This is a genomic window from Nonomuraea sp. IBHARD001, assembly GCF_056106265.1.
Window position 1 is genome coordinate 7650702 of the sequence record NZ_JBWBBW010000002.1, and the last position, 22797, is coordinate 7673498.

25 protein-coding genes and 3 tRNA genes are annotated in these 22797 nt (G+C 70.2%); 15 read left to right on the forward strand and 13 right to left on the reverse strand.

What is annotated here, in order from left to right:
• Nucleotides 1-13: 13 nt before the first annotated feature.
• The 4 genes from ACTWNK_RS36390 to ACTWNK_RS36405 all read right to left on the reverse strand — a co-directional run bounded on the left by ACTWNK_RS36390 (nucleotide 14) and on the right by ACTWNK_RS36405 (nucleotide 1073).
• The gene (locus ACTWNK_RS36390; protein WP_474309454.1) at nucleotides 14-688 is read right to left on the reverse strand and encodes an SGNH/GDSL hydrolase family protein; all 675 of its coding nucleotides are present in this window, start codon (nucleotides 686-688) and stop codon (nucleotides 14-16) included.
• An 89-nt stretch (nucleotides 689-777) separates the two neighbouring features.
• Nucleotides 778-853 (reverse strand) — tRNA-Glu (locus tag ACTWNK_RS36395).
• Nucleotides 854-888: 35 nt separating this feature from the next.
• A tRNA-Glu gene (locus tag ACTWNK_RS36400) sits at nucleotides 889-964 on the reverse strand.
• A gap of 37 nt (nucleotides 965-1001) precedes the next feature.
• Nucleotides 1002-1073: transfer RNA gene (locus ACTWNK_RS36405), tRNA-Gln, on the reverse strand.
• Between the two features lie 164 nt (nucleotides 1074-1237).
• Here ACTWNK_RS36405 and ACTWNK_RS36410 point away from each other — a divergent pair.
• Nucleotides 1238-3205, forward strand: a complete 1968-nt coding sequence (locus ACTWNK_RS36410; protein WP_474309455.1) for a M3 family metallopeptidase — start codon at nucleotides 1238-1240, stop codon at nucleotides 3203-3205.
• A 33-nt stretch (nucleotides 3206-3238) separates the two neighbouring features.
• Here ACTWNK_RS36410 and ACTWNK_RS36415 read toward each other — a convergent pair whose 3' ends face one another.
• On the reverse strand, nucleotides 3239-3784 hold the full coding sequence (locus ACTWNK_RS36415; protein WP_474309456.1) for a PadR family transcriptional regulator: 546 nt from the start codon (nucleotides 3782-3784) through the stop codon (nucleotides 3239-3241).
• Nucleotides 3785-3837: 53 nt separating this feature from the next.
• Here ACTWNK_RS36415 and ACTWNK_RS36420 point away from each other — a divergent pair, with 53 nt between their 5' ends.
• Nucleotides 3838-5142, forward strand: coding sequence for an MATE family efflux transporter (locus tag ACTWNK_RS36420; RefSeq protein ID WP_474309457.1), 1305 nt, complete (start codon nucleotides 3838-3840; stop codon nucleotides 5140-5142).
• Here the strand turns inward: ACTWNK_RS36420 and gltX are convergent.
• Complete coding sequence (gene gltX / locus ACTWNK_RS36425; RefSeq protein WP_474309458.1) at nucleotides 5036-6409, reverse strand: glutamate--tRNA ligase; 1374 nt, start codon at nucleotides 6407-6409, stop codon at nucleotides 5036-5038. The genes ACTWNK_RS36420 and gltX overlap by 107 nt on opposite strands.
• Nucleotides 6402-7178, reverse strand: coding sequence for a fumarylacetoacetate hydrolase family protein (locus tag ACTWNK_RS36430; protein WP_474309459.1), 777 nt, complete (start codon nucleotides 7176-7178; stop codon nucleotides 6402-6404). The genes gltX and ACTWNK_RS36430 overlap by 8 nt, the downstream gene beginning before the upstream one ends.
• A gap of 158 nt (nucleotides 7179-7336) precedes the next feature.
• On the opposite strand from ACTWNK_RS36430, the gene ACTWNK_RS36435 reads away from it, so the two are divergent.
• The 7 genes from ACTWNK_RS36435 to ACTWNK_RS36465 all read left to right on the forward strand — a co-directional run bounded on the left by ACTWNK_RS36435 (nucleotide 7337) and on the right by ACTWNK_RS36465 (nucleotide 11634).
• Nucleotides 7337-7837: an Asp23/Gls24 family envelope stress response protein gene (locus ACTWNK_RS36435; RefSeq protein WP_474311094.1), complete on the forward strand. Its 501-nt coding sequence runs from the start codon at nucleotides 7337-7339 to the stop codon at nucleotides 7835-7837.
• Entirely contained in the window at nucleotides 7834-8142 is a 309-nt protein-coding gene (locus ACTWNK_RS36440; protein ID WP_474309460.1) for a hypothetical protein, read from the forward strand. The genes ACTWNK_RS36435 and ACTWNK_RS36440 overlap by 4 nt, the downstream gene beginning before the upstream one ends.
• Nucleotides 8139-8327 (forward strand): hypothetical protein, encoded by a 189-nt coding sequence (locus tag ACTWNK_RS36445; RefSeq protein WP_474309461.1) that lies wholly within the window; start codon nucleotides 8139-8141, stop codon nucleotides 8325-8327. Before ACTWNK_RS36440 ends, ACTWNK_RS36445 begins: the two co-directional genes overlap by 4 nt.
• Nucleotides 8324-8689: an Asp23/Gls24 family envelope stress response protein gene (locus ACTWNK_RS36450; protein WP_474309462.1), complete on the forward strand. Its 366-nt coding sequence runs from the start codon at nucleotides 8324-8326 to the stop codon at nucleotides 8687-8689. Before ACTWNK_RS36445 ends, ACTWNK_RS36450 begins: the two co-directional genes overlap by 4 nt.
• Nucleotides 8686-9348 (forward strand): DUF6286 domain-containing protein, encoded by a 663-nt coding sequence (locus ACTWNK_RS36455; RefSeq protein ID WP_474309463.1) that lies wholly within the window; start codon nucleotides 8686-8688, stop codon nucleotides 9346-9348. Before ACTWNK_RS36450 ends, ACTWNK_RS36455 begins: the two co-directional genes overlap by 4 nt.
• A 57-nt stretch (nucleotides 9349-9405) precedes the next feature.
• Entirely contained in the window at nucleotides 9406-9993 is a 588-nt protein-coding gene (locus ACTWNK_RS36460) for an alkaline shock response membrane anchor protein AmaP (protein WP_474309464.1), read from the forward strand.
• 132 nt (nucleotides 9994-10125) lie between these two features.
• Nucleotides 10126-11634 carry a golvesin C-terminal-like domain-containing protein gene (locus ACTWNK_RS36465; RefSeq protein ID WP_474309465.1) on the forward strand — a complete coding sequence of 503 codons (1509 nt, stop codon included), beginning with the start codon at nucleotides 10126-10128 and terminating at the stop codon, nucleotides 11632-11634.
• A gap of 82 nt (nucleotides 11635-11716) precedes the next feature.
• Here ACTWNK_RS36465 and ACTWNK_RS36470 read toward each other — a convergent pair whose 3' ends face one another.
• On the reverse strand, nucleotides 11717-11920 hold the full coding sequence (locus ACTWNK_RS36470) for a cold-shock protein (RefSeq protein ID WP_358061494.1): 204 nt from the start codon (nucleotides 11918-11920) through the stop codon (nucleotides 11717-11719).
• Between the two features lie 219 nt (nucleotides 11921-12139).
• Nucleotides 12140-12610 carry a hypothetical protein gene (locus ACTWNK_RS36475; protein WP_474309466.1) on the reverse strand — a complete coding sequence of 157 codons (471 nt, stop codon included), beginning with the start codon at nucleotides 12608-12610 and terminating at the stop codon, nucleotides 12140-12142.
• Between the two features lie 85 nt (nucleotides 12611-12695).
• Between ACTWNK_RS36475 and ACTWNK_RS36480 the strand changes: the two genes are divergently transcribed.
• On the forward strand, nucleotides 12696-13040 hold the full coding sequence (locus ACTWNK_RS36480; RefSeq protein ID WP_474309467.1) for an antibiotic biosynthesis monooxygenase family protein: 345 nt from the start codon (nucleotides 12696-12698) through the stop codon (nucleotides 13038-13040).
• Nucleotides 13041-13048: 8 nt separating this feature from the next.
• Here the strand turns inward: ACTWNK_RS36480 and ACTWNK_RS36485 are convergent, their stop codons facing one another.
• Complete coding sequence (locus ACTWNK_RS36485; RefSeq protein WP_474309468.1) at nucleotides 13049-13645, reverse strand: HD domain-containing protein; 597 nt, start codon at nucleotides 13643-13645, stop codon at nucleotides 13049-13051.
• 96 nt (nucleotides 13646-13741) lie between these two features.
• Between ACTWNK_RS36485 and ACTWNK_RS36490 the strand changes: the two genes are divergently transcribed.
• The 3 genes from ACTWNK_RS36490 to ACTWNK_RS36500 all read left to right on the forward strand — a co-directional run bounded on the left by ACTWNK_RS36490 (nucleotide 13742) and on the right by ACTWNK_RS36500 (nucleotide 17111).
• Nucleotides 13742-14704, forward strand: a complete 963-nt coding sequence (locus ACTWNK_RS36490) for a helix-turn-helix domain-containing protein (RefSeq protein WP_474309469.1) — start codon at nucleotides 13742-13744, stop codon at nucleotides 14702-14704.
• 65 nt (nucleotides 14705-14769) lie between these two features.
• The gene (locus ACTWNK_RS36495; RefSeq protein WP_474309470.1) at nucleotides 14770-15375 is read left to right on the forward strand and encodes a cysteine hydrolase family protein; all 606 of its coding nucleotides are present in this window, start codon (nucleotides 14770-14772) and stop codon (nucleotides 15373-15375) included.
• Nucleotides 15376-15458: 83 nt separating this feature from the next.
• Nucleotides 15459-17111: a heparinase II/III family protein gene (locus ACTWNK_RS36500; RefSeq protein WP_474309471.1), complete on the forward strand. Its 1653-nt coding sequence runs from the start codon at nucleotides 15459-15461 to the stop codon at nucleotides 17109-17111.
• Between the two features lie 4 nt (nucleotides 17112-17115).
• On the opposite strand, the gene cimA is transcribed toward ACTWNK_RS36500, so the two are convergent.
• Nucleotides 17116-18693, reverse strand: coding sequence for a citramalate synthase (cimA, locus tag ACTWNK_RS36505; protein WP_474309472.1), 1578 nt, complete (start codon nucleotides 18691-18693; stop codon nucleotides 17116-17118).
• A gap of 287 nt (nucleotides 18694-18980) precedes the next feature.
• Between cimA and ACTWNK_RS36510 the strand changes: the two genes are divergently transcribed.
• Nucleotides 18981-19622, forward strand: a complete 642-nt coding sequence (locus ACTWNK_RS36510; protein ID WP_474309473.1) for an O-methyltransferase — start codon at nucleotides 18981-18983, stop codon at nucleotides 19620-19622.
• Between the two features lie 53 nt (nucleotides 19623-19675).
• Here ACTWNK_RS36510 and ACTWNK_RS36515 read toward each other — a convergent pair whose 3' ends face one another.
• On the reverse strand, nucleotides 19676-20782 hold the full coding sequence (locus ACTWNK_RS36515; RefSeq protein WP_474311095.1) for a branched-chain amino acid aminotransferase: 1107 nt from the start codon (nucleotides 20780-20782) through the stop codon (nucleotides 19676-19678).
• A gap of 156 nt (nucleotides 20783-20938) precedes the next feature.
• On the reverse strand, nucleotides 20939-21988 hold the full coding sequence (locus ACTWNK_RS36520) for a 3-isopropylmalate dehydrogenase (protein WP_474309474.1): 1050 nt from the start codon (nucleotides 21986-21988) through the stop codon (nucleotides 20939-20941).
• Between the two features lie 210 nt (nucleotides 21989-22198).
• On the opposite strand from ACTWNK_RS36520, the gene ACTWNK_RS36525 reads away from it, so the two are divergent.
• A complete protein-coding gene (locus tag ACTWNK_RS36525; RefSeq protein WP_474309475.1) occupies nucleotides 22199-22795 on the forward strand; it encodes a C40 family peptidase in 597 nt (198 codons plus the stop codon).
• The last annotated feature ends 2 nt before the right edge of the window (nucleotides 22796-22797 follow it).

Consider the following 22797-nt stretch of genomic DNA (forward strand, 5'->3'; position numbering starts at 1 on the left):
CGACCAGGGCGCCCTATGCGGTGAGCACGTCCGCCAGTCCCTCGGCCCAGGCCGCGTAGCCCTTGGCCGAGGGATGGAAGCCGTCGGAGGCGAAGAAGCCCTCCTCGTCGAGCGGCAGGTCCATCGGCACGTGCCGGTCACCGGCAACGCCGGCCATCACCCGATCCAGCGCACGCGCCCTGCGCCCGAGCACATGACGCAACGGCTGCGGCAGGGACGGGAAGACGTGCACGGGCGGCACCCCCGTCACCACGACCGACGCCGCCTCGATCGCGCCGAGCAGCGCCGTCAGATCCCGTGCGAACACCCGCAGCCGCGTCAGCTCCAGCAGGTCGTTGACCCCCAGCGCCACGACCACCACGTCCGCGGGCTCCAGCAGCGGCAGGAGCGCCTCCAGCGTGACCCGCGTGCTCGCCCCGCTGCGCGCCGCCACCTGCCACCGTGTGGCCCGGCCCGTCCTGGCGCTCAGCGCGGCGGCCAGTCGCCCCGCGAGCGCCTCCTCGTGGCTCTCAGCCCCCACACCGGCCGCCGTCGACTCCCCCAGCACCCCCAGCCGCAGCGCGGGCTCCCGCCCCCGCGTGCGCCCGGCCCGGGGCCCACCGGCCTCAGGCAGCCTCGGTGTGTTCCTGCGCACCCGCACGGCCTGTACGGCGAGCACCGGCGCGAGGGGAACGGCCAGCGACCACACAGGCGAAGCCTTTCGAACGGCGAAAGCGAAAACCGCCCCGGGAAAACGGCAAAAAGAAAAACCCCCGATGAGATCGAGGGTTTCGAAGATGGTAGTCCCGACCGGATTCGAACCGGCGCTACCGCCTTGAGAGGGCGGCGTCCTGGGCCACTAGACGACGGGACCTTCAGTGAAGAAACAAACAACCAACCGTGTGAGCGTGGTAGTCCCGACCGGATTCGAACCGGCGCTACCGCCTTGAGAGGGCGGCGTCCTGGGCCACTAGACGACGGGACCGCGTCACACGACGTGAAGGATGGACCATCCTTCACAGCTGGGGTACCAGGACTCGAACCTAGACTAACTGAACCAGAATCAGTCGTGCTGCCAATTACACCATACCCCACCGCTTGCAGGCCCTTGGGGAGCTCGCTTGGCGACGTCCGAAAGAATAGCCCAGGGTGAGGGCTAAGACCAAAACGATTGCCCAATCGGCTCCTTCGATCTGCGCACGGGTGCGATCTCCGTGCCAAGCTGAAGGGACAAACCACCACGTGAGGAGCTCTTCCGTTGCCCGCCAACCCGTTCTTCGCCCCGAGCAGCCTGCCGTACGAGCTGCCGCCCTTCGCGGAGGTCCGTGAGGAGCACTACCTGCCCGCGTTCGAGCAAGGCATGGCCGAGCAGCTGGCCGAGGTGGACGCGATCGCGACCAGCGCGGAGTCTCCGACCTTCGGCAACACCGTCGCCGCGCTCGAGCGTTCGGGGCAGGTGCTGAAGCGCGTCTCCACCGCGTTCTTCACCCTGGCCTCCTCCGACGCCACCGACGTCATCAGGCAGATCGAGAGCGACGTCTCGCCGAAGCTGGCCCAGCACTCCGACGCCATCCACCTCAACCGGGCCCTGTACGCCCGGCTCAAGCAGGTGGCGACGGCGGACGCCGAGGAGGCGTGGCTGCTGGAGAAGTACCGCGAGGACTTCGTACGGGCGGGCGCCGAGCTCGGTGAGCCTGAGCAGGCGCGGCTGCGCGAGCTCAACGAGGAGCTGTCGAGGCTCGGCACCGAGTTCTCGCAGAACCTGCTGAAGGCCTCCACCGGCTCGGCCCTGGTCACCGAGGACCCGGCCGAGCTCGACGGCCTCGACGCCGACCACCTGCAGTCGCTGGAGAAGGACGGCGTCTACACGCTGCCCCTGCTGAACTTCACCAACCAGCCGGCGCTGGCCGAGCTGACCGTGCGCGCGACCCGCGAGAAGCTCTACAGGCTCTCGGTCGACCGCGCGCCGGGCAACTTCGCGCTGGCCGTGCGCATGACGTCGCTGCGCGCCGAGCGCGCGGCCCTGCTGGGCTATCCGAGCCACGCCGCCTACTCCGTGGCCGACCAGACCGCCAAGAGCGTGGAGGCCGTCGAGGAGATGCTGGCCAAGCTGGTCGGCCCGGCCGTGGCCAACGCCAGGCGTGAGGCCGAGGCGCTGGCCGTACAGGCCGGGCATCCGATCGAGCCGTGGGACTGGTCGTTCTACGCCGAGAAGGTGCGCAAGGCGCGCTACGACTTCGACGGCGCGGCGATGCGGCCGTACTTCGAGCTGGAGCGTGTCTTCCGCGACGGGGTGTTCTTCGCCGCGACCGAGCTCTACGGCATCACGTTCACGGCCAGGCCCGACCTGTCCGGCTACCACGACGACGTGCGCGTGTTCGAGGTGTTCAACGCCGACGGCTCGGCGCTGGGGCTGTTCCTGCTCGACCCCTACGCGCGTGCGACCAAGCGCGGCGGCGCGTGGATGCACAACCTGGTCGACCAGTCGTACCTGTTCGGGACGCTTCCCGTGGTGGTCAACAACCTGAATGTCACCAAGCCGGCGTCGGGGCCGACGCTGCTGACGTTCGACGAGGTCAACACGGCCTTCCACGAGTTCGGGCACGCGCTGCACGGCCTGTTCTCGGAGGTGCGCTACCCGCGTGTGTCCGGCACCGAGGTGCCGCGCGACTTCGTCGAGTACCCCTCGCAGGTCAACGAGATGTGGACGACCTGGCCCGAGATCCTGGCCAACTACGCCAGGCACCACGAGAGCGGCGAGCCGATGCCGGCCGAACTCGTGGAGAAGATGAAGGCGGCGGAGAAGTTCAACCAGGGCTTCATGACGGTGGAGTACCTCGCCGCGACACTGCTGGACTGGGCCTGGCACAAGCTGGCCGAGGGCGAGCGGGTCGAGGACGCCGAGGCGTTCGAGGCCGAGGCGCTGCGTGCGGCGGGCATCGCATTCGAGCTGGTACGGCCGCGCTACCGGACGAACTACTTCGCCCACATCTTCTCGGGCGGCTACAGCGCCGGGTACTACTCCTACATCTGGAGCGAGGTGCTGGACGCCGAGAGCGTGGAGTGGTTCAAGGAGAACGGCGGGCTCAAGCGCGACAACGGCGACCACTTCCGCCGCGAGCTGCTGGCCAAGGGCGGCAGCGTCGACCCGCTCGACGCCTTCCGCGCGTTCAGGGGCCGCGACCCGCGCATCGAGCCGCTGCTGGAGCGCAGGGGCCTGCTCTGAGCGTGCACGCCTGACGAGGCTGGAGGCCCGCTCTCACCGGCCGGCCTCCAGCTCGGCGATCTCCTTCTTCAGCCAGGCGCGTTCGGCCGTGCCCGTCGCCCTGGCCACCAGCAGCATCCCTCGCCTGAACCTGTCGCCCACCTCCTCGGCGCGCAGCGGGCCGTCCGCGTCGTGGAAGAAGCTCGCGGGCCTTTCCAGGAAGTCGAGCCTGCGGCGCAGCACCGCCGCCTGCCCGGCCGCGTCCGGCAGCGCCGACAGGAAGGTCAGCAGGGCGAAGAACTTCGTCTGGTCGCTGATCTCCGCGTCCGTCGGCGCCCTCAGCCGCTCCACGAGCGCCTGCCCGCCCGCCTCGGTCAGTGACAGCACCTGACGCCTGGCCGCGGCCGTACCGGCCTCCTCGTACCGCTCCAGCAGGCCTGCGGCCTCCAGCCTGGCGATGGCCGGGTACAGGGCGCCGTCGCTGACCGGGCGCAGGTGGCCGCTCAGCCGGAGGATGCGCGTCTTCAGCTCGTAGCCGTGCATGGGCTCCTCGTGCAGGAAGCCCAGGATCATCAGCGTCAGGTCACCACCGCTTGCCATGGCCGCATCGTATCGCTATACCTCTTTTAGATGTATAGCGAAAAGAGGCATACATGTTCAGGCTCGCCCTTCCCATCTACGTGGAGCTGCTGACGGCGGTCGTGGCCGTCGGTGTGATCGACCTGCTGTGGGTCTCGGGGCTCGGGCACGGCGCCGTCGCCGCCGTGACGATCGCGACCACGACCGAGTACCTCGCGCTCGGCCTGTTCCTGTGTGTGCAGACCGGCGTCACCGTCCTGGTCGGCAGGCACGACGGCAAGGCGCCGGTCAGTGTGATCGTCAGGACCGGCTGGGCGTTGTGGGCCTGCGCCTGCCTGGCCGTCGCCGTGCCCGGCGTGCTGCTGCGCGAGCCGATCGCCGCGCTGTTCGGCGGCGGGAGCGCCACGGCCGGCTTCCTGCTCGTCTCGATGGCCGGGCTGCCCGTGTTCTTCGCCCAGACGCTGGCCGACGGGGTCACCAAGGGACTGGGCAATACGAAGATCCCGATGCGCAACGCGCTGATCTGCAACGTGCTGGTGATCGCGCTCGACCCGCTGTTCATCTACGGGCTCGGCCTCGGCGTGCAGGGAGCCGCCCTGGCGACCGTGCTGGCCAGACTGATCACCCTGGTCGTCTCGCTGCGTACGCTGCGCGGGCTGGCGCCCGCCGACGAGCCCGGCGGGCCCGATCGGCGCAGGGCGTGGGAGATCGTGCGGACCGGGCTGCCGATGTCGGCCGACTTCCTGGCCAGGGCTGCCGTCGGCATGGTGCTCGTCGCCCTGCTCGCCGGGTTCGGGGTGGCGGCCGTCGCGGGCTACGGCATCGGGCAGAAGATCCAGCTCGCCGGGGTGATGGCCTGCTACGCGCTGCGGCAGGCCACCATGATCAGGGCGGCCAGGTCCGAGCCTCCGGGACGGCCGCTGCGCGCCGGGCTGCTCGTCGGGCTCGTCGCGGCCGTGGCGCTCAACGCGGCGGCCGTGCCCTTGGCCTCGGCCTTCACCTCGGACGCTGCGGTGGCGGGCGAGGCGGTGATGTTCCTGCGCTGGTCGGCGCTGTATCTCGTGCCGTTCGGCGCCCTGCTGGCGCTCGGCGGCGTGCTGCAGGCCACGGGCAGGGGCGCGCGGGTGCTGGCCGCCTCGCTCGGCGGCTTCGCCGTACAGGTTCCGGCGGCGGTGGTGCTCGGGCGGGTGATGGGGACCGACGGGGTGTGGCTGGCGACGGCGGCGGGGGCCTGGGTGACCCTCGCCGCCGTGGCGACCGCCTGCGCGCCGGTCAGCCGCGCAGCCGGGCGAGCGCCGCGCGCAGGCGGTCCTGGGAGCGCTCGCGGCCCAGCACCTCGATCGACTCGAACAGCGGCAGACCGACGGTCCTGCCGGTGATCGCCACCCGGACGGGCGCCTGGGCCTTGCCCAGCTTCAGGCCGTGCTCGGCGCCGACCTCCTCCAGGGCGGTCTTGAGCGACTCGGGGTCCCAGCTGACGTTCTCCAGGGCGGCGAGGTAGCCCGACAGGATCTCGGGCGCCGAGGCCTTCATCGCCTTGTCCCAGGAGGCCTGGTCGAAGACGGGCTCCTGGAGGAAGAGGAAGTCGACGTTCTGCGTGATCTCCGACAGCACCGAGATGCGGGTCTGGGCCAGCTCGGCGACCCTGCTGAAGGTCTCGCGGTCCCACGAGTCGTCGAGGTAGGGCGCGCAGCGCTCCTCGAAGGTCTCGACCGGCAGCGCCCTGATGTACTCGCCGTTGAAGGCGCGCAGCTTCTTCTCGTCGAAGAAGGCGTTGGAGGAGTTGACGTCCTCGAGCCTGAACAGCGGCACCATCTCCGACCACGGCATGAGCTCGCGGTCGTCGCCTGGCCCCCAGCCGAGCAGCATCAGATAGTTGACCATGGCCTCGGCCAGGTAGCCCTCGGCGCGGTAGTCCTCAAGGGCCACCTTGTCGCGCCGCTTGGACAGCTTCTTGCGCTGCTCGTTGACGATGACCGGCGTGTGCGCCCACACCGGGGGCGTGGCGCCGAGCGCGGGCCACAGCAGCTGCTGGCGCTGGGCGTTGGGCAGGTGCTCCTCGCCGCGGATGACGTGCGTGACGCCCTGGGTGATGTCGTCGACGGCATTGGCCAGCACGTAGAGCGGCGAGCCGTCGGTGCGGGCGATGACGAAGTCCTCCTGGGCGTCGTTGGGGAACTCCACCTTGCCCCTGATCACGTCGTCGACGACCGTGACGCCGTCGTCGGGCGTGCGGAAGCGCACGGCGCCCTCGCTCAGGCCCCTGTCCCGGCAGTGGCCGTCGTAGCCCTTGTGCTCGGACCCGGTGCGCTCCTGGACCTGCTCGCGCGTGCAGTCGCAGTGGTAGGCCTTGCCCTCGGCCAGCAGCCTGGCTACGGCCTCACGATGCTGCGGCTCGTAGGCCGACTGGAAGTAGGGCCCCTCGAAGACCGGGTTGGTGCCGTTGATACCGATCCAGTCGAGGGCCGAGATGATGCCCTCGGTCCACTCGGGCCGGTTGCGGGTGGCGTCGGTGTCCTCGATGCGCAGGATGAACCGGCCGCCCGACTGCTCGGCGACGGCCCAGTTGAACAGCGCCGCGCGGGCGCTGCCGACATGGAACATGCCGGTAGGCGACGGGGCGAACCGCACCCGGATGTCAGTCACGGGAGACCACCTTGTTCGTCAGTGTGCCGATGCCCTCGATGCCGACGCTGACCTCGTCGCCGATGGCGAGCGGGCCGACGCCTGCCGGGGTGCCGGTCAGGATGATGTCGCCGGGGATCAGCGTCATGACGGCGCTGACATAGGCGACGAGCGCGGGAATGTCGTGCACGAGTTGCGAGGTGCGGCCGCTCTGCCTGATCTCGCCGCCGACGGTCGTGGTGATCGCCAGGTCGCCGGGGTCGAGGTCGGTGCGGATCCACGGGCCGATCGGGCAGAAGGTGTCGAACCCCTTGGCCCTGGTGAACTGCACGTCCTTCTTCTGCAGGTCGCGGGCGGTGACGTCGTTGGCACACGTGTAGCCGAAGATGACGTCCTTGGCCCGTTCGGCGGGCACCTCGCGGCAGAGCCTGCCGATGACGACGGCGAGTTCGCCCTCGAAGTCGACGCGCTGCGACAGCGACGTCGGGTAGGCGATGGCCTCGCCGGGCCCGATCACCGACGTCGAGGGCTTCATGAAGATCAGTGGTTCGTCCGGGACCTCGTTGCCCAGTTCCTTGGCGTGCTCGGCGTAGTTGCGGCCGATCGCGACGACCTTGCTCGGCAGCATGGGCGCGACCAGCCGGACCTCGGCCAGGGGGAAGCGCTCCCCCGTGAACTGGATCTGCCCGAACGGGTGACCCGCGACCTGGGAGACGAACTCCTCGCCCGGACCGCCTTCGACCACGCCGAACGTCACACCGTCGCCTGTGGAGAACCTCGCTATACGCACATGCCAAGGCTAGTGCCGTCGGCCCCGTGCCTCGGGCAGGTCACCCGTTCCCCACATTCCACCAAAAGCCCCGTAAGACCTGATTGCTGGACAACATCCAGGCAAAAGGACAGATGACTACATATTCGACACGGAGGTGACCGATCGTGTCTGACACGATGGCCAAGAGCAGCACCGATACGCCCGCTGTGCCCAGGGCTCGCACCCAGGACGGCCAGCAGGGCCCGCTCGTCACGGACAAGGGCACCACCAGCATCGGCGACGGCGTCGTCGCCAAGATCGCCGGTCTGGCCGCCCGCGAGGTCTCCGGCGTCTACGACATGGGCGGCGGCACCGCGCGTGCGCTCGGCGCCGTGCGCGGCATGGTCGGCGCGGACAAGAGCATCACCCAGGGCGTCTCCGTCGAGGTCGGCGAGCGCCAGGCCGCGGTGGACCTCGACCTCGTCGTCGAGTACGGCGCCGCGATCCCCGACCTGTCGGGCGCCGTGCGCAAGAACGTCATCGGCGCCATCGAGCGCATGTGCGGCCTGGAGGTCACCGAGGTCAACATCCGCGTCGACGACGTGCACCTGCCCGAGACGAACAAGGACGACAACGGCTCGTCCGACCGCAAGGACTCCCAGGACAAGCAGGACAAGCAGGAGCCCCGGGTCCAATGAGCGAAGCCACGGTCACCACCGGCGTGGACGAGGCCGAAAGCGCGGCCAGGGCGGTCGCCGAGCGAGTGCTCGGCTGCCCGGGGGTGGCCCGGCTGTCCGGGGGGCCGTTCGGGACCGTGGCCACGTACCTGCCGGGTGAGCGGTTCGAGGGGGTGGCCGTGCGCGAGGGCGTGGTGGAGATCGCCGTCGTCGCCCGTGCCGGCCACCCGCTCCCGGCGCTCGCCGACGAGGTGCGCGCGGCCGTCGCCCCTGTGGCGCCGGGTCTGCTGGTGAACATCACCATCGACGATCTGGAGGAATCATGAACAACATCTCTACGTTGCCGCTGGTCGGCATGGCCGTGGGCATCGTTCTCGGCCTCGCGGGCGCATTCGGCGGGCTCGGCGCCTTCCTGCTCGTGCTCGTGCTCGGCGCGGTCGGCTTCCTGGTCGGGCGCGTCGCCGAGGGCGGCGAGGTGGGCATGGGCAATCTCACGGTGAAGCGGCGGTGAGCGCTCCCCTGGTCCCGGCCCAGCGGGTGCCCGCTGAGCGGCGGGGCCGTACGGAGATCCCCGACCGCGTGCTCACGCGGATCGCCACACGGGCCGCCGCGGAGGTCGGCGGCGTGTGCGAGGTGCACGAGCGCGGCGGACCGCTGCGCACGCGCTCGTCGGAGGCCGGCCGTGACGGTGACCTGGCCACGGTCAGGCTCGACGTCGGCCTCGACTACCCCGCGTCGATCCGCGCGACGGCCGCCGAGATCAGGGAGCACGTCGCCCGCAGGGTGGCCGAACTGACCGGCCTGCGGGTGTCCCAGGTGGACGTCAGCGTCACCAGGCTGCGCCCATCGGCCGAACGGGAGGCGAGCGTATGAGCACGCAGGCGGGCGAGTCGACCGAGGGCGCGACGCTCGCACCCGGCGGGGTGCCGCAGCAGGCGGGCAGGCCGACCGGCGAGGCCACCGCGCCACAGGCCCCGCCGGGCAGGCAGGGCGACAGGGCCGCGGCGAGCGCCTTCAGACCGAGGCGCACGATCGCGGCGAGCGTGACCGCTTTCGTGCTGCTCGCACTCGGCCTGTACGTGGCGGTCGAGGTGATCTCGGCGCTGGTCGGCAGGCCGTTGCGGCTGCTGCCCTACGACCGGGCCTACGGCTGGGTGACGAGCACCACGTGGCAGAACCCGCTGGTCATGATCGGCTCGGCGGCCGTGCTCGTGCTCGGGATCGTCCTGATCGTCATGGCGTTGCGCCCCGGCAGGCCCAAGCTGGTGGCGATCCGCACCGGCGACCCCGACCTCGTGCTCGGCGTCCACACGAAGAGCTTCACCCGCGCCCTGGCCAGGGCCGCCCGCGAGGTGCCCGGCGTGTCCGGCGCCAAGGCGAGGCTGCGCGGCACCCGCGTCCTGGTGAGCGCCAGGTCCACCGGCTGGGACGACGAACGGCTCGCCGAGCAGGTACGGCAGGCGGTGCTGGCCCGGATGGCCGACATCGGCCCGGCGACGCCTCCCCTCGTCGTGGTCGACATGCAGAGCTGAAGACGTGCAGAGCCGGCGACACGCAGAGCCGAACACGCCCGAACCAGGGAGTACCCGATGAACCGCAAGACCGCTCGCGGCAACCGCCTCGGCCTGACCCTGGCGGGCCTGCTGCTCGTCGTGCTCGGCGGCACGGCCCTGGCCAGGGGCTTCGGCGCCTTCCCCCAGGACTGGGCGCCCGCGGCCGAGCCGATCGCCAACCGTCCGGTGCTGGAGGCGTTCGCCCGGTTCGACCCGTGGATCTGGTGGGCGATCGCGGCGGTCGCGGTCGTGCTGGCCCTGCTGGGGCTGCGCTGGCTGCTGGTGCAGGGCAGGGGCGACTCTCTCGGCACGCTCAGGCTCGAGCGCGGGCCCGACGGGGTGAGCGAGGTCTCGTCGGGCGCCGTGGCCGACGCCATGGCCGCCGATCTGTCGGCTGATCCCGGCGTGCTGAAGGCGGGCGCTTCGCTGGCGGGTTCGCAGGGCGCTCCCGAGATCAGGCTGACCGTGGTGGCCGACGAACGGGCGCCGCTGAGCGAGCTGAGGACGAGGCTGGAGCGCGTGGCCGTGCCGCGCATGCGCCAAGCGCTCGACGTCGACAGGCTGCCGGTGGTGGCGCGGATCACGCTGGAGGCCGCGCCGAAGCGTGAGCGCAAGGTCGTCTGACCCAGCGCCCTACGTTCTGTCAGCCTTCTGTCAGAAGAAGGAAATTTTCAACTACAACTTATTCAATGTCAATAATCGACATCTGCTCCCGCTGATCGTACGGTTCGATCAACCCCCCGCAGAAGGAGCAGCATGGCCACCATCCGGACGCGATTAGCCGTGGCCCTGGCCGGCGCAGTCGCCCTCGTCCTCCCCTTCGCCCAGGTCACGCCCGCCGGTGCGGCGCCGGGCCCGCTCGACACGGCCTTCGGCGCCGCGGCCACCGCCTCGGGCGTGCCCAGGGACCTGCTGGTCGCCCTCGCCTATGCCGAGACCCACCTCGACGGGCACGACGGCAGCCCGAGCGCCAGCGGCGGCTACGGCGTCACCCATCTGGTCAGCAACCCCACCACGCACACGCTGGAGCTGGCCGCCGAACTCACCGGCGAGAGCGCCGACGCCCTGCGCACCGACACCGCCGCCAACATCCTCGGCGGCGCCGCCGTCCTGCGCTCCTACGCCGACGGCCTGGGCCTGGACGAGGCCGCCCGCCGCGAACCCGGCCGGTGGTACGAGGCCGTGGCGAAGTACTCCAACGCCTCCAGCCCCGAGGTGGCCAAGCTCTACGCCGACGCCGTCTACGACCTCCTCGTCACGGGCCTGAGAGCCACCGTGAGCGGCGAGGAGGTCGTCGTGGCCCCTCGGGCGGTCGAGGCCGACCGGAGCAAGCTGGCGCAGTCCAGGAGCCTCACGGCCGCCGCGAGCGCCGACTACCCGCCCGCCACGTGGACGCCCGCCAGCCCGAGCAACTACACGGTCTCCAGCAGGCCGAGCGCCTATGCCATCGACAAGGTGGTCATCCACGTCACCCAGGGCTCGTACGCGGGCTCGATCTCCTGGTTCCAGAACCCGAGCGCGGGCGTGTCGGCGCACTACGTGGTGCGTTCCGCCGACGGCGCGATCACCCAGACGGTCAGGAACAAGGACGTCGCCTGGCACGCGGGCAACTGGGGCTACAACACCCGCTCGATCGGCATCGAGCACGAGGGCTGGGTCAACGACGCCTCCTGGTTCACCGACGCCATGTACCGCGCCTCCGCCGCCCTCACCAGGGCCATCTGCGACAAGTACGGCATCGCCAAGACCAGGGCCAACATCATCGGCCACAACGAGGTGCCCGGCGCCACCCACACCGACCCCGGCACGCACTGGAACTGGACGACGTACATGAGATACGTCACAGGGACCGCTCCGGGCGGCTGGTCGGCCACCGTGGACAACGCGGGCGCCTTCACCGCGAGCGCCAACTGGGGCACCTCGACCTACTCGGCGCAGCGCCACGGCGCCGACTACCGCTACGCCACCCCGGTGACGTCGGGCGACGCCGCCTGGTACCGGGCGAACGTGCCGAGCGCGGGCAGCTACCGCGTGGACGTCTGGTACCCGGCCGACCCGGGCTACAACAGCGCCACGCCCTACGTCGTGCGGACCGCGAGCGGCGCCCAGACCGTGCACGTCGACCAGCGCAGCGGCGGCGGCGCCTGGCGGGCGATCGGCACCTTCACCCTGAACGCCGGTGAACGGGACGTCGTCGGCGTCAGCCGCTGGACCACGGCGAGCGGCTACGTGGTGGCCGATGCGATCCGGATCACCAAGGTCTGAACGCCTCCGGACATGACGAAGGGGTCTGACCCGCTCTCGCGGTGCAGACCCCTTCAACTCTCAGCTACGAGAGGTTTTCTACTTAGAGAGGAACAACCTGCTCAGCCTGCGGGCCCTTCGGGCCGCGGGTGGTCTCGAACGAGACGCGCTGGTTCTCCTCGAGGCTGCGGTAGCCGTTCGTGGCGATGGCCGAGTAGTGCACGAACACGTCGGCGCTACCGTCGTCGGGCGCGATGAATCCGAAGCCCTTTTCGGCGTTGAACCACTTCACGGTGCCTTCAGACAACTGCTTTCTCCTTCTGGGGAGCCTCACCCGCCGCCAGGTTGGCGACAGGGGCTGCGAAGCGGACCTTACCCTGCGTCAGCCGAACCAGTCCGGAGAAGCAAAAGACCCGCTGTCAAGAAACTTCCTGCGGGCGTCTACGCAATGCAAAACGAACGAGGAAACTGCGACTTGCAACTGACCGAACGTATCAACCACGCAACGCGAGGTCAAACGAGGCCGTCACCGGGCCCGCCCCGCCGACCACACCAGCCAGGTCGTCGCCGCCGCGAAACCCACGGCTCCCGTGGCCCAGACGCCCAGCAGGAACCCGGCGGGACCGAAGCCGACGACGGCCAGCTCGACCGCCAGCACGGCGGCCAGGACGGCCGCCCCCGCCCACACCGTGGCCAGCACCCGTGAGGGCCGCCTGCCCCTCGGCCTGCGCGCCCGCCAGCCGGGACCGTTCCCTTCGACCGCGCCGCCCTGCCGCATCGCCGTGGCCACCTCGTCAGCCGTCGGCAGCAGGAACATCAACTCGGCGTCCAGCTGATCGGCCCTGCGGTTGAGCGCGCTGGCGAACTGGCTGCCCTGCGGCTGCTCCCCGTCCTGCTCGCTCCACAGCATCGCGATGTCGCGCAGGCTGCCCGTGTAGTGGTCGGCCCTGATGTAGGGCTGACCGTCGATGAATCGAATCTCTCGCACTGTGCGCATGTACGGCCCCCCGGCACGTCCCGCATCCCCTGTTTTGCGGCGATCTTATGCCTGAGGAGCGGCCGGGTGATCGTAGAGTGACCTCATGGCTTCGATTGTCAAGATCAATGTTCTGACCGTTCCCGCCGACAGGCGCGAGGAGCTGGAGCGGCGCTTCTCCGGTCGCGCCGGGATGGTCGAGGCCGCCGACGGGTTCGAGTGGTTTGAGCTGCTGCGTCCCATGGAGGGCACGGACCAGTACCTCGTCTATACCCGCTGGCGCAGCGAGGAGGACTTCGAGGCCTGGCAGAAGAGCCGCGCCTTCCAGACCGGCCACGCACAGGCGGCCGGTCAAGGCGCCGGTCACGGGCACGGACAGGGGCCTGCGGCCAGTGGCTCCGACCTCTGGTCGTTCGAGGTCGTGCAGAGCACCGGCCCCAAGCAGGACTGAGCGGCGGCTCAGGCGTCGAGCGGGTTCGCGGCCACCCTGGCGGCGAACCCGGAGGCGACGAACCTGGCGCACAACCCCTCGGGCTTGCGCACGGCCTGGTCCTCGAACGCGGCGACGAACTCCTTGCCCAGGCCCAGCCTCGGGTACCTGTCCAGCACCTCGGCCCGCAGCCCCGCGTCCCAGGCGTCCGCGTCGCGGCCCGAGATGTCCAGCCCGGTCGACAGCTCCAGCAGGTGCCCTTCGGGGTCCTGGGCGACGTCCACCTCGTCCCACATGTGACGCACGATCACCTCGCCCGCCCGCACCCTGCGCTCGACCGGCCATCCGGCCCCGGCGCCGAACACCCACGCCAGATGCCCGCCCGCCTCCTCGAACGGCAGGCCGTGGCTGTCGAAGGCGGGCACCAGGCCGAGGTCGTGCAGCATCGCCGAGACGTAGAGCAGTTCGGCGTCGAAGCCGATCGCACGCTCCTGCGCGTAGGCGGCGGCCCACAGGTAGGCCCTGACGGCATGGTTGAGCAGGGCGGGCGAGCTGTAGAAGGCGGCCACCTCAAGGGCGGACCTGGTGGCGGAGGTGTCGGGGATCACGATGTCGTCGAAGCGCATGCCCAGCATTGTGTCCAGCCGGGTCGGCGCCTTTCGAGTGGCCGGAGAGCCAGTCCTCGACGGGATCCGGCCATCGGGGCCTCGTACACTCCGCGGGTGAGCTTCCACACGGTGGCGGTGGTCCTGTTCGACGAGATCCCGCTGTTCGAGGCGTCGGTGCCGATCGCCGTCTTCAGCGAGGGCCGCAGCTCGCTGCCCGACTTCGACGTCCGCGCCGTGGCCGCCGAGCCCGGACCGGTCAGGACCGACGCCGGGGTCACGCTGGAGGCCCCGCACGGCCTGGAGGCGCTGTCGGAGGCCGATCTCGTCGTCGTGCCCACCTGGAGGCGGCCGGGCGACGGACGGCCGCCAGAGGCCGCGCTGGCGGCCCTGCGCGAGGCACACGCCAGAGGGGCGACCGTGGTCGGGCTGTGCGTCGGCACGTTCGTGCTCGCCGCGGCGGGCCTGCTGGACGGGCGGGCCGCGACGACCCACTGGAGGTACGCGCCGATGCTGGCCGGGATGTACCCGGCGATCGACGTCAGGCCGGACGTGCTCTATGTCGACGAGGGCGACATCCTCACCTCTGCGGGCAGCGCGGGTGGCCTCGACCTGTGCCTGCACCTGCTGCGCAAGGCCTACGGCTCGGCGGCGGCCAACGACGTGGCCAGGAGCCTGGTCGTGCCGCCGCACCGCTCGGGCGGGCAGGCGCAGTACATCGACCACCCGGTGCCGCCGCCGTCGGCCGAGGGCGACGGGTTCGGCGCGGCGCTCGACTGGGCGCTGGCCCATCTCGGCGACGACGTCGGCGTCGACGACCTGGCCGCACGGGCGATGATGAGCAGGCGCAGCTTCGACAGGCGCTTTCGCGCGGCCACCGGCACCACGCCCGCCCAATGGCTGCTGCACCAGCGTGTGCTCTCGGCGCAGCGGCTGCTCGAATGCACGGCCGCGCCGATCGAGACCGTGGCCAGGCGGGCCGGGTTCGCCTCGGCCGTCGCCCTGCGCCCGCACTTCCGCCGCCAGGTCGGCGTCTCGCCCGCCGCCTACCGTGCCGCGTTCGGGGCGGATCTGGCGTGATTGTTTCGCTCGCTGTCCGGCGTCACGCTCACGCCGCCGGGCCGCGGGCGGGCAGGCTTCGAGGCATGAGCAACCGAGCGCTGATCGTCATCGACGTCCAGAACGAGTACTTCACCGGCATGCTGCCCATCGCCTACCCGCCGAGGCAGGACAGCCTCGCCGCCGTCGTCGAGGCGATCGCCTTCGCCCAGGCCAACGCCATCCCCGTCGTCCTGGTCCAGCACACCGCCCCGGCCGGGGCGCCGATCTTCGCCGAAGGCGGCGAGGGCTGGCGGCTGCACGACGCGGTCAAGGACGTCCAGGGCGCCCACCTGGTGACCAAGCAGCTGGCGTCGGCGTTCGCCGGGACCGGCCTGGCGCAGTGGCTGGCCGAGCGTGAGATCGACACCGTGGTCGTCGCCGGGTACATGACGCAGAACTGCGACGAGTCCACCGCACGCGACGCCGCCCATCTCGGCCTGACGGTGGAGTTCCTGTCCGACGCGACGGGCACGCTGGCGATGTCGAACAAGGCGGGCTCGCTCACCGCCCGCGAGCTGCACGAGCACGTGCTCACCGTGATGCAGTCCGGCTTCGCCTCGGTCGCGACCACCGCCGAGTGGATCGCCGCCGTCACCTCAGGCGTCCCTCTCGACCGGCCGAACCTGCTGGCCAGCCTCACGACCGGCTAACGATCCGCCGGACGGGCTTGACCGGGCCGCAGGGAGTCGAACACCATGTTCCGCCCCCTCGCTCTGCCCGGAAGGACCACGGCGTGCGCCGCCTCGCTCTCCCCCTCGCCCTCCTGCTGGCTCTCGGAGGGGTGGCGACCTCCGCCGAGGCGGCCGACGGCGTCAAACGCACCGCCGAGTGCCAGGGCGACTGGCTGCCCGCCACCCCGACGGCCGAGGAGGTCATGCGGGGCGAGCTCGGCTTCCTCGACCTGGCCCCGGTCAAGGTCGGCCAGAACGTCAACTGGCACACCAATCCCTACAAGAACCGCTCGTGGGGCATGCTGTTCCACTCGCTGCGCTGGATGGGCAGGCTGGTCGCCGAGTACGAGACCAACGGCCAGGAGCGCTATCTGGCCAGGGCCGTGGAGATCGCCAAGGACTGGGTCAAGGACAACCCGCGCGGCGGCAGGTCCACCAGCTCCTTCGCCTGGGCCGAACACCCCATCGCCCTGCGCGCGCCCGCCCTGGTCTGCCTGAGCAAGCACACCTCGGGCAAGTGGCTCACCGACACCCTCACCGAGCACGCCAAGATGCTCGCCGATCCCGCCCTGTACGAGAAGGGCCACAACCACGGCATCGACCAGGACATCGCCCTGTTCGGCATCGGCTGCCGGATGGCCCGCAAGGACTGGTCCGACCTGGCCGTACGGCGGCTGACCGAGACCGTCGAGCTCGACGTCGACTCCCAGGGCGCGCTGCGCGAGCAGGCCCCGCGCTACGCCGTGTACGTGCACGACCGGCTCAAGGTCGCCATGGAGGACATGAAGGACTGCGGCCGCAAGGTGCCCGCGCGCATCTCCGAGCGCTGGGAGTCGCTCAAGGTGTTCGTCGCCCACTCCACCCAGCCCAACGGCTTCATGGTGCCGATCGGCGACGGCGGGGCCGACCAGGAGCCGTCCGGCTTCGCCGCGCCCAAGGACGAGGTCAAGGTCTACCGCTCGGGCTACGTCTACGGCAGGACGGCCTGGGCCAAGCCGGAGGCGGCCTTCTACTCCATCAGGTTCGGCCCCGGCATGAAGTACCACGGCCACGAGGACCACCTGGGCGTCACCTACTACGCCCAGGGCCGCGACATCCTGGTCGACACCGGCTTCCACTCCTACGAGGCCAGCTCCTACCGCTACTGGACGATGTCCCCCGAGGCGCACAACGTGCCCGTCGTCACCGGCGAGCGCTTCCGTCCCCGTACGGCCTCGGCGCTGACCAGGTCGTCGATCGGGAAGGAGCGTCAGGCCTTCCGGCTCACCGACAAGGCCTACGGCGTCGGCCGTACCCGATCGGTGCTCGTGCAGCACGGCCAGGACGTGATGGCGGTGCTCGACGGGGCCGGGGGCGGCAAGAAGGTGCGCAACCTGTGGAGGTTCGACCCGTCGTTCAAGGTCGTGTCCAACGCGGGCGGCCGGGTGGTGCTGTCGGACGGGAAGTTCAAGGTCTCGCTGGTGCAGGTGACGCCGTCGTGCGCGCCGGTCGGCGGGCAGAAGGTGGTCAAGGGGCAGACCAAGCCGTACCAGGGCTGGGTCTCGCCGACCTACATGTCGCGCACGCCGGCGAGTGTGGTGCTTTCGCCTTCGGCCAAGGCGCTGCTGACGCTGGTGGTGCCGGGCACCGACTCGCCCAAGGTGTCGTGCGCCGGGGGGAAGGTCACGGTCCAGACGTCCTCCGGGCCCGTGACCTTCCGCTCCGACCTGTTCTGAGCCCTCAGTCGAGGGTGTGGCCCGCCCTGAGCAGTCCGTAGGTGACGGCCTGCTCCAGGGCCTGCCAGGAGGCCTCGATGATGTTCTCGTCGACGCCGACGGTGGCCCACTCGGAGCGCTCGTCGCTGGAGGTGATGAGCACGCGGGTGATCGCGCCGGTGCCGTGCGAGCCCTCCAGGATGCGGACCTTGTAGTCGATGAGCTCCAGTGTGGCCAGCTCGGGGTAGAGCCGCTCCAGGCCGAGGCGCACGGCCTTGTCCAGGGCGTTGACGGGGCCGTTGCCCTCGCCGGTGGAGACGATGCGCTCGCCCTTGGCGTGCAGCTTGACCGTGGCCTCGCTGACCACCTCGCCGCCCTTGGCCCGCTCGACGATGACACGCCAGGACTCGACCTCGAAGTGCCTGCGGCGCTCGCCCCTGACGGTGTCGCGCAGCAGCAGCTCGAAGGAGGCGTCGGCGGCCTCGAACGTGTAGCCCTTGGCCTCCAGCTCCTTGACCCTGCCGACCAGCGTCTTGGACTCGTCACCGCTCAGCTCGTAGCCGAGCTCCCTGCCCTTGAGCTCGACGGAGGCGCGTCCGGCCATGTCCGAGACGAGCATGCGCATGTCGTTGCCGACCTGGGCCGGGTCGATGTGCTGGTACAGGTCGGGGTCGACCTTGATCGCGCTGGCGTGCAGGCCGGCCTTGTGCGCGAAGGCGGAGACGCCGACGTAGGGGGCGTGCGAGTTCGGCGTGACGTTGGTGACCTCGGTGATCGCGTGGGCGATGCGGGTCATGTCGGCGAGCGCCTGCGGGGGCACGAGGTCGAAGCCGCGCTTGAGCTGGAGGTTGGCGACGACCGTGAACAGGTTGGCGTTGCCTGAGCGCTCGCCGTATCCGTTGGCGCAGCCCTGGACGTGGGTGGCTCCGGCCTTCACCGCGGCCAGGGTGTTGGCGACCGCGCAGCCGGTGTCGTCGTGGCAGTGGATGCCCACCCGGGCGCTGGTCTGCACCGCGGCGTGCACGACCTCGGCGAGCTCGTCGGGCAGCATGCCGCCGTTGGTGTCGCACAGGGCGATCACATCGGCCCCGGCCTCGGCCGCCGTCCTGACGACCTCCAGCGCGTAGGCTGGGTTGGACAGGTATCCGTCGAAGAAGTGTTCGGCGTCGAGGAAGACTCGCTGTCCCTCCGCACGAAGGTGAGAAACCGTGTCGCGGATCATCGCGAGGTTCTCCTGGAGAGTCGTGCGGAGGGCCAGCTCCACGTGCCGGTCGTGACTCTTGGCGACAAGGGTCACGACCGGCGCGCCGGATTCGCGCAAGGCGGCTACCAAGGGGTCGTCGGCGGCCTTCGCACCGGCTCGGCGGGTCGCACCGAACGCGGCGAGTTGCGCGTGCTTCAGGTCGAGCTCTGTTCGAGCCAGCCTGAAGAACTCTGTGTCCTTGGGGTTGGCGCCGGGCCAGCCCCCTTCGATGAAGCCGACGCCCAGGCTGTCCAGGTGGCGCGCGACGGCCAGCTTGTCGGCCACCGTGAGGTTGAGGCCTTCCTGCTGGGCGCCGTCGCGCAGCGTCGTGTCGTACACGTGGAAGCGGTCGTCGGCCATGGGTGATGTCTCCTCTGAGCGGGGTCCTCGTGATGGGGTCGCCGCGCGCTGCTCGACATATGTTGATCTTCTCGATCAAACAAAAAGACCCCTCACGGACGTGAGAGGTCTGCGCGCTGGCGGTGTCCTGTGTCAGCCAGCGCGCCTGCCAATAATGAGCAGACCGTAGAACATGGTGCTTGCGAGTCTGCCACACCCATTCACCATCTGGCACATCGGTCTCACTCCTTGGGATCACGCCCGGGGGTTCCCCGGTGGATCGGGCACGCGCCGGGGACAATGACGGTATGAAAGCGAGCTATCTCGACCCAGCCGTCGCCCAGTACATCCACGCCCACACCACCCAGCCGGACGATCTGCTCGAGGACCTCGCACGCGAGACCCGCGAGGCGACCGAACGTTCGAACATGCAGATCTCGGCCGACCAGGGCCGCTTCCTCACCATGATCACCCAGTTGACCGCACCCAGGGTCGCGGTCGAGGTCGGCACGTTCACCGGCTACTCGTCGTTGTGCATCGCCAGAGGGCTCACCGGAGGCCGTCTGCACTGCTTCGACGTGAGCGAGGAGTGGACCGCGATGGCCAGGCGCTACTGGGACAAGGCGGAGGTCGCCGAGCGCATCACGCTCACGCTCGGGCCCGCCGCCGATTCGCTGCGCGCCTTCGACGAGCCGATCGACCTGGCCTTCATCGACGCCGACAAGGACAACTACCCGGTGTACTACGAGCTCGTCATGGAGCGGCTGCGGCCCGGCGGGCTGATCCTGGTGGACAACACGCTGTGGAACGGCAGGGTGGCCGACCCCTCCTACGAGGACGGCACCACGCGCACGATCCGCGAGTTCAACGACCTGCTGATGAACGACCCGCGCGCCACGTCCACCATCGTGCCGATGGGCGACGGCCTGACGATGGTGCGCAAGAACTGACCGAGGGGTGAGACGGGCCGGTCCTCGTGGTCCGGCCCGTCTCACCGGGCGGTTCAGGCGATCTTGTGGATCCAGCTGTGCGGGTCGGGCGTGGTGCCGTACTGGATGCCCATGAGTTCGTCGCGGATCTTGAGGGTGAGCGGGCCGGGTGTGCCGTCGCCGACCGTCCAGGCGCGGTCGGCGCCCTTGACCGAGCCGACCGGGGTCACGACCGCCGCGGTGCCGCAGGCGAAGACCTCGGTGAGCGTGCCCGCCTCGCACTCGGCCTGCCACTCGTCGGTGGACAGGCGGCCCTCCTCGACGTCGAGGCCGAGGTCGGTGGCCAGGCGGATGATGGAGTCGCGGGTGATGCCGGGCAGCAGGGTGCCGGTGAGCGCGGGGGTGAAGAGCCTGCCGTCGCGGACGAAGAACAGGTTCATCCCGCCCATCTCCTCGACATAGCGGTGCTCGGCCGAGTCCAGCCAGACGACCTGGTCGCAGCCCTGCTCGACGGCCTGGCGCTGGGCGACGAAGGCGGCGGCGTAGTTGCCTCCGCACTTGGCGGCGCCGGTGCCGCCCGGCGCCGCACGGGTGTACTCGGTCGACAGCCACACCGAGACCGGCTTGACGCCACCGGCGAAGTAGGAGGCGGCGGGCGAGGCGATCACCAGGTACTTGTAGCTCTTGGACGGGTAGTTGACGCCCAGTCCGACCTGGGTGGCGATGATGAAGGGCCGCAGGTAGAGGCTGTGCCCCTCGGTCGTGGGCACCCAGTCGCGATCGGCGTGCACGATCTGCTCGAGCGACTCCACGAACGTCTCCTCAGGCAGTTCCGGCATCGCCATCCGCACGCACGAGGTGTTGAACCTGGCGGCGTTGGCGTACGGCCTGAAGGTGACGATGGAGCCGCCCCCCTGCCGGTAGGCCTTCAGCCCCTCGAACAGCTCCTGGGCGTAGTGGAAGACCGAGGTCGCCGGGTCGAGCACGAGCGGCCCGTACGGCTGGACCCTGGCGTCGTGCCAGCCGACGCCGTCGGTGTAGTCGATCGAGACCATGTGATCGGTGAAGGTCTGCCCGAACCCGGGGTTCGCCAGTACCTGCTCGCGCTCGGCCGCGGTGCGAGCGTGGTCGGAGAGCTGCACGTCGAAGCTGAGCTTCTGAGCGGTGGTCATGGCCGAGATCCTTGTCTGTCGGTGAGGCTTACCCTGACGTCCATTGTGCGCCGGACCGGGTAACGGGAACTTACTGCATCTTCCGGGCGCGAACATTGGCCGGAAAACCAAAAAGCGCCTGGTGGTCCGTGTGTGGACCACCAGGCGCGTGAGGTGCGGGGCGGTCTAGCCCGCTACTCGCGCCGCGATGTCGTCGCCGATCTCCCGCGTCGTGCGGACGGCGGAGGCACCGAGACGCTCCAGGATGTCGGCGGCGGCGGCCTGCTCGACGCGGGCCGCCTCGTCGGCGAGACCGATGTGGTCGAGCAGCATGGCGACCGACAGGATGGTGGCGGTCGGGTCGGCCTTGCCCTGGCCGGCGATGTCGGGCGCGCTGCCGTGCACGGGCTCGAACATGCTGGGGGCCAGGCGCTCGGGATTGATGTTGCCGCTGGCCGCCAGGCCGATGCCGCCCGCGACGGCCGCGCCGATGTCGGTGATGATGTCGCCGAAGAGATTGTCGGTGACGATCACGTCGAAGCGCTCGGGCTGGGTGACGAAGAACATCGACGCCGCGTCGACGTGGCAGTAGTCGGTGCCGACCTCGGGGAACTCCTCGGCGACCCGGTTGACCGTGCGCTGCCACAGGTCGCCGGCGAACGTCAGCACGTTGGTCTTGTGCACCAGCGTGAGCTTCTTGCGCGGCCTGGCCGCGGCCTTGGCGAAGGCGTAGCGCACGACGCGCTCGACGCCGTACGCGGTGTTGACGGAGTCCTGGGTGGCGACCTCGTGCGGGGTGCCCCGGCGCAGGACGCCGCCCGCACCGGCGTACTGGCCCTCGGTGCCCTCGCGGACGACGATCATGTCGATGTCGTCGGGGGTCCGGCCCGCCAGCGGGGTGTCGACGCCGGGGAAGAGCTTGACCGGGCGCAGGTTCACATAGTGGTCGAGCTCGAAGCGCAGGCGCAGCAGCAGGTTGCGCTCCAGCACGCCCGGCGGCACGCTCGGGTCGCCGATCGCGCCGAGCAGGATCGCGTCGTAGCCGCGCAGCTCCTCCAGCACCGAGTCGGGAAGGGTCTCGCCGGTGCGGTGGTAGCGGGCCGCGCCGAGGTCGTAGTGCGTCGTCTCCAGCTTGGCGCCCACGGCGTCGAGCACCTTGAGCCCTTCGGCGACGACCTCGGTGCCGATCCCGTCTCCTGCGATGACGGCCAGACGGATGTCACGTGAATCCTGCATAGCGGCACCCTACCGGTCGTCTCGACTGCCGAACACCGCATCTCACCCTCCGGACAGTTCCCATTGTCCGGTTTGCACCCTTTTGACGGTTTCGTTAATGTCCTGTGCCGTTCACCGGTCCATGCCGTACCCGGGATTCCCCCTCGCCGTCCTCCGGCGAGCCCGGCAGGCCTGATGAAAGGTAAGGGATCGTCCCTGTCCAGCAAGCGCGTGATCACCACTCTCGCCTTCGGCGCGGCCCTGCTCGCCCCCGCCACCGGCGCCTTCGCCACCACGACACCGCCCGCGACACACGCCAGGACCGTCGCCCCCGACTCCGTGACGCTCGACGGCGCCGCGCTCAAGCGCATCCAGGACGCCGAGGCCCCCACCCCCGGCTGGAAGCGCGCCCTCGCCTACGCCATGGACCAGCGCGGCACGCCGTACGTGTACGGCGGCGCGAGCGAGCGCGGCTTCGACTGCTCCGGCCTGATGATGCGCGCCTACGAGAAGGCGGGCATCGACCTGCCCCGTACGGCCCGCACCCAGTTCGGCGCCTACGCCAAGAAGATCGCCTGGGACGACCTCAAGCCGGGCGACCTCGTCTTCTTCCACGGACTCGGCCATGTCGGCATGATCACCAAGCCGGGCCACATGGTCCACGCCCCCCAGTCGGGCGACGTGGTGAAGGAGGAGAAGCTCAACCAGTGGCGCCGCGACACCTTCGAAGGAGGGGTACGCCCCGACCCCAAGGGCGTCAAGCAGTGGGCCGAGACGCTCAAGCAGCGCGACAGTCCCCCTCCGGCCATGCTCAAGGCCACCCTCTGACC

Coding starts and splice junctions, on each gene's coding strand:
- ACTWNK_RS36415 (WP_474309456.1), bottom strand. CDS start 3,784: ATGGCAAGCGGTGGTGACCTGACGCTGATGATCCTGGGCTTCCTGCAC.
- ACTWNK_RS36420 (WP_474309457.1), top strand. CDS start 3,838: ATGTTCAGGCTCGCCCTTCCCATCTACGTGGAGCTGCTGACGGCGGTC.
- ACTWNK_RS36435 (WP_474311094.1), top strand. CDS start 7,337: ATGGCCAAGAGCAGCACCGATACGCCCGCTGTGCCCAGGGCTCGCACC.
- ACTWNK_RS36440 (WP_474309460.1), top strand. CDS start 7,834: ATGAGCGAAGCCACGGTCACCACCGGCGTGGACGAGGCCGAAAGCGCG.
- ACTWNK_RS36445 (WP_474309461.1), top strand. CDS start 8,139: ATGAACAACATCTCTACGTTGCCGCTGGTCGGCATGGCCGTGGGCATC.
- ACTWNK_RS36455 (WP_474309463.1), top strand. CDS start 8,686: ATGAGCACGCAGGCGGGCGAGTCGACCGAGGGCGCGACGCTCGCACCC.
- ACTWNK_RS36460 (WP_474309464.1), top strand. CDS start 9,406: ATGAACCGCAAGACCGCTCGCGGCAACCGCCTCGGCCTGACCCTGGCG.
- ACTWNK_RS36465 (WP_474309465.1), top strand. CDS start 10,126: ATGGCCACCATCCGGACGCGATTAGCCGTGGCCCTGGCCGGCGCAGTC.
- ACTWNK_RS36475 (WP_474309466.1), bottom strand. CDS start 12,610: ATGCGCACAGTGCGAGAGATTCGATTCATCGACGGTCAGCCCTACATC.
- ACTWNK_RS36480 (WP_474309467.1), top strand. CDS start 12,696: ATGGCTTCGATTGTCAAGATCAATGTTCTGACCGTTCCCGCCGACAGG.
- ACTWNK_RS36485 (WP_474309468.1), bottom strand. CDS start 13,645: ATGCGCTTCGACGACATCGTGATCCCCGACACCTCCGCCACCAGGTCC.
- ACTWNK_RS36495 (WP_474309470.1), top strand. CDS start 14,770: ATGAGCAACCGAGCGCTGATCGTCATCGACGTCCAGAACGAGTACTTC.
- cimA (WP_474309472.1), bottom strand. CDS start 18,693: ATGGCCGACGACCGCTTCCACGTGTACGACACGACGCTGCGCGACGGC.
- ACTWNK_RS36510 (WP_474309473.1), top strand. CDS start 18,981: ATGAAAGCGAGCTATCTCGACCCAGCCGTCGCCCAGTACATCCACGCC.
- ACTWNK_RS36520 (WP_474309474.1), bottom strand. CDS start 21,988: ATGCAGGATTCACGTGACATCCGTCTGGCCGTCATCGCAGGAGACGGG.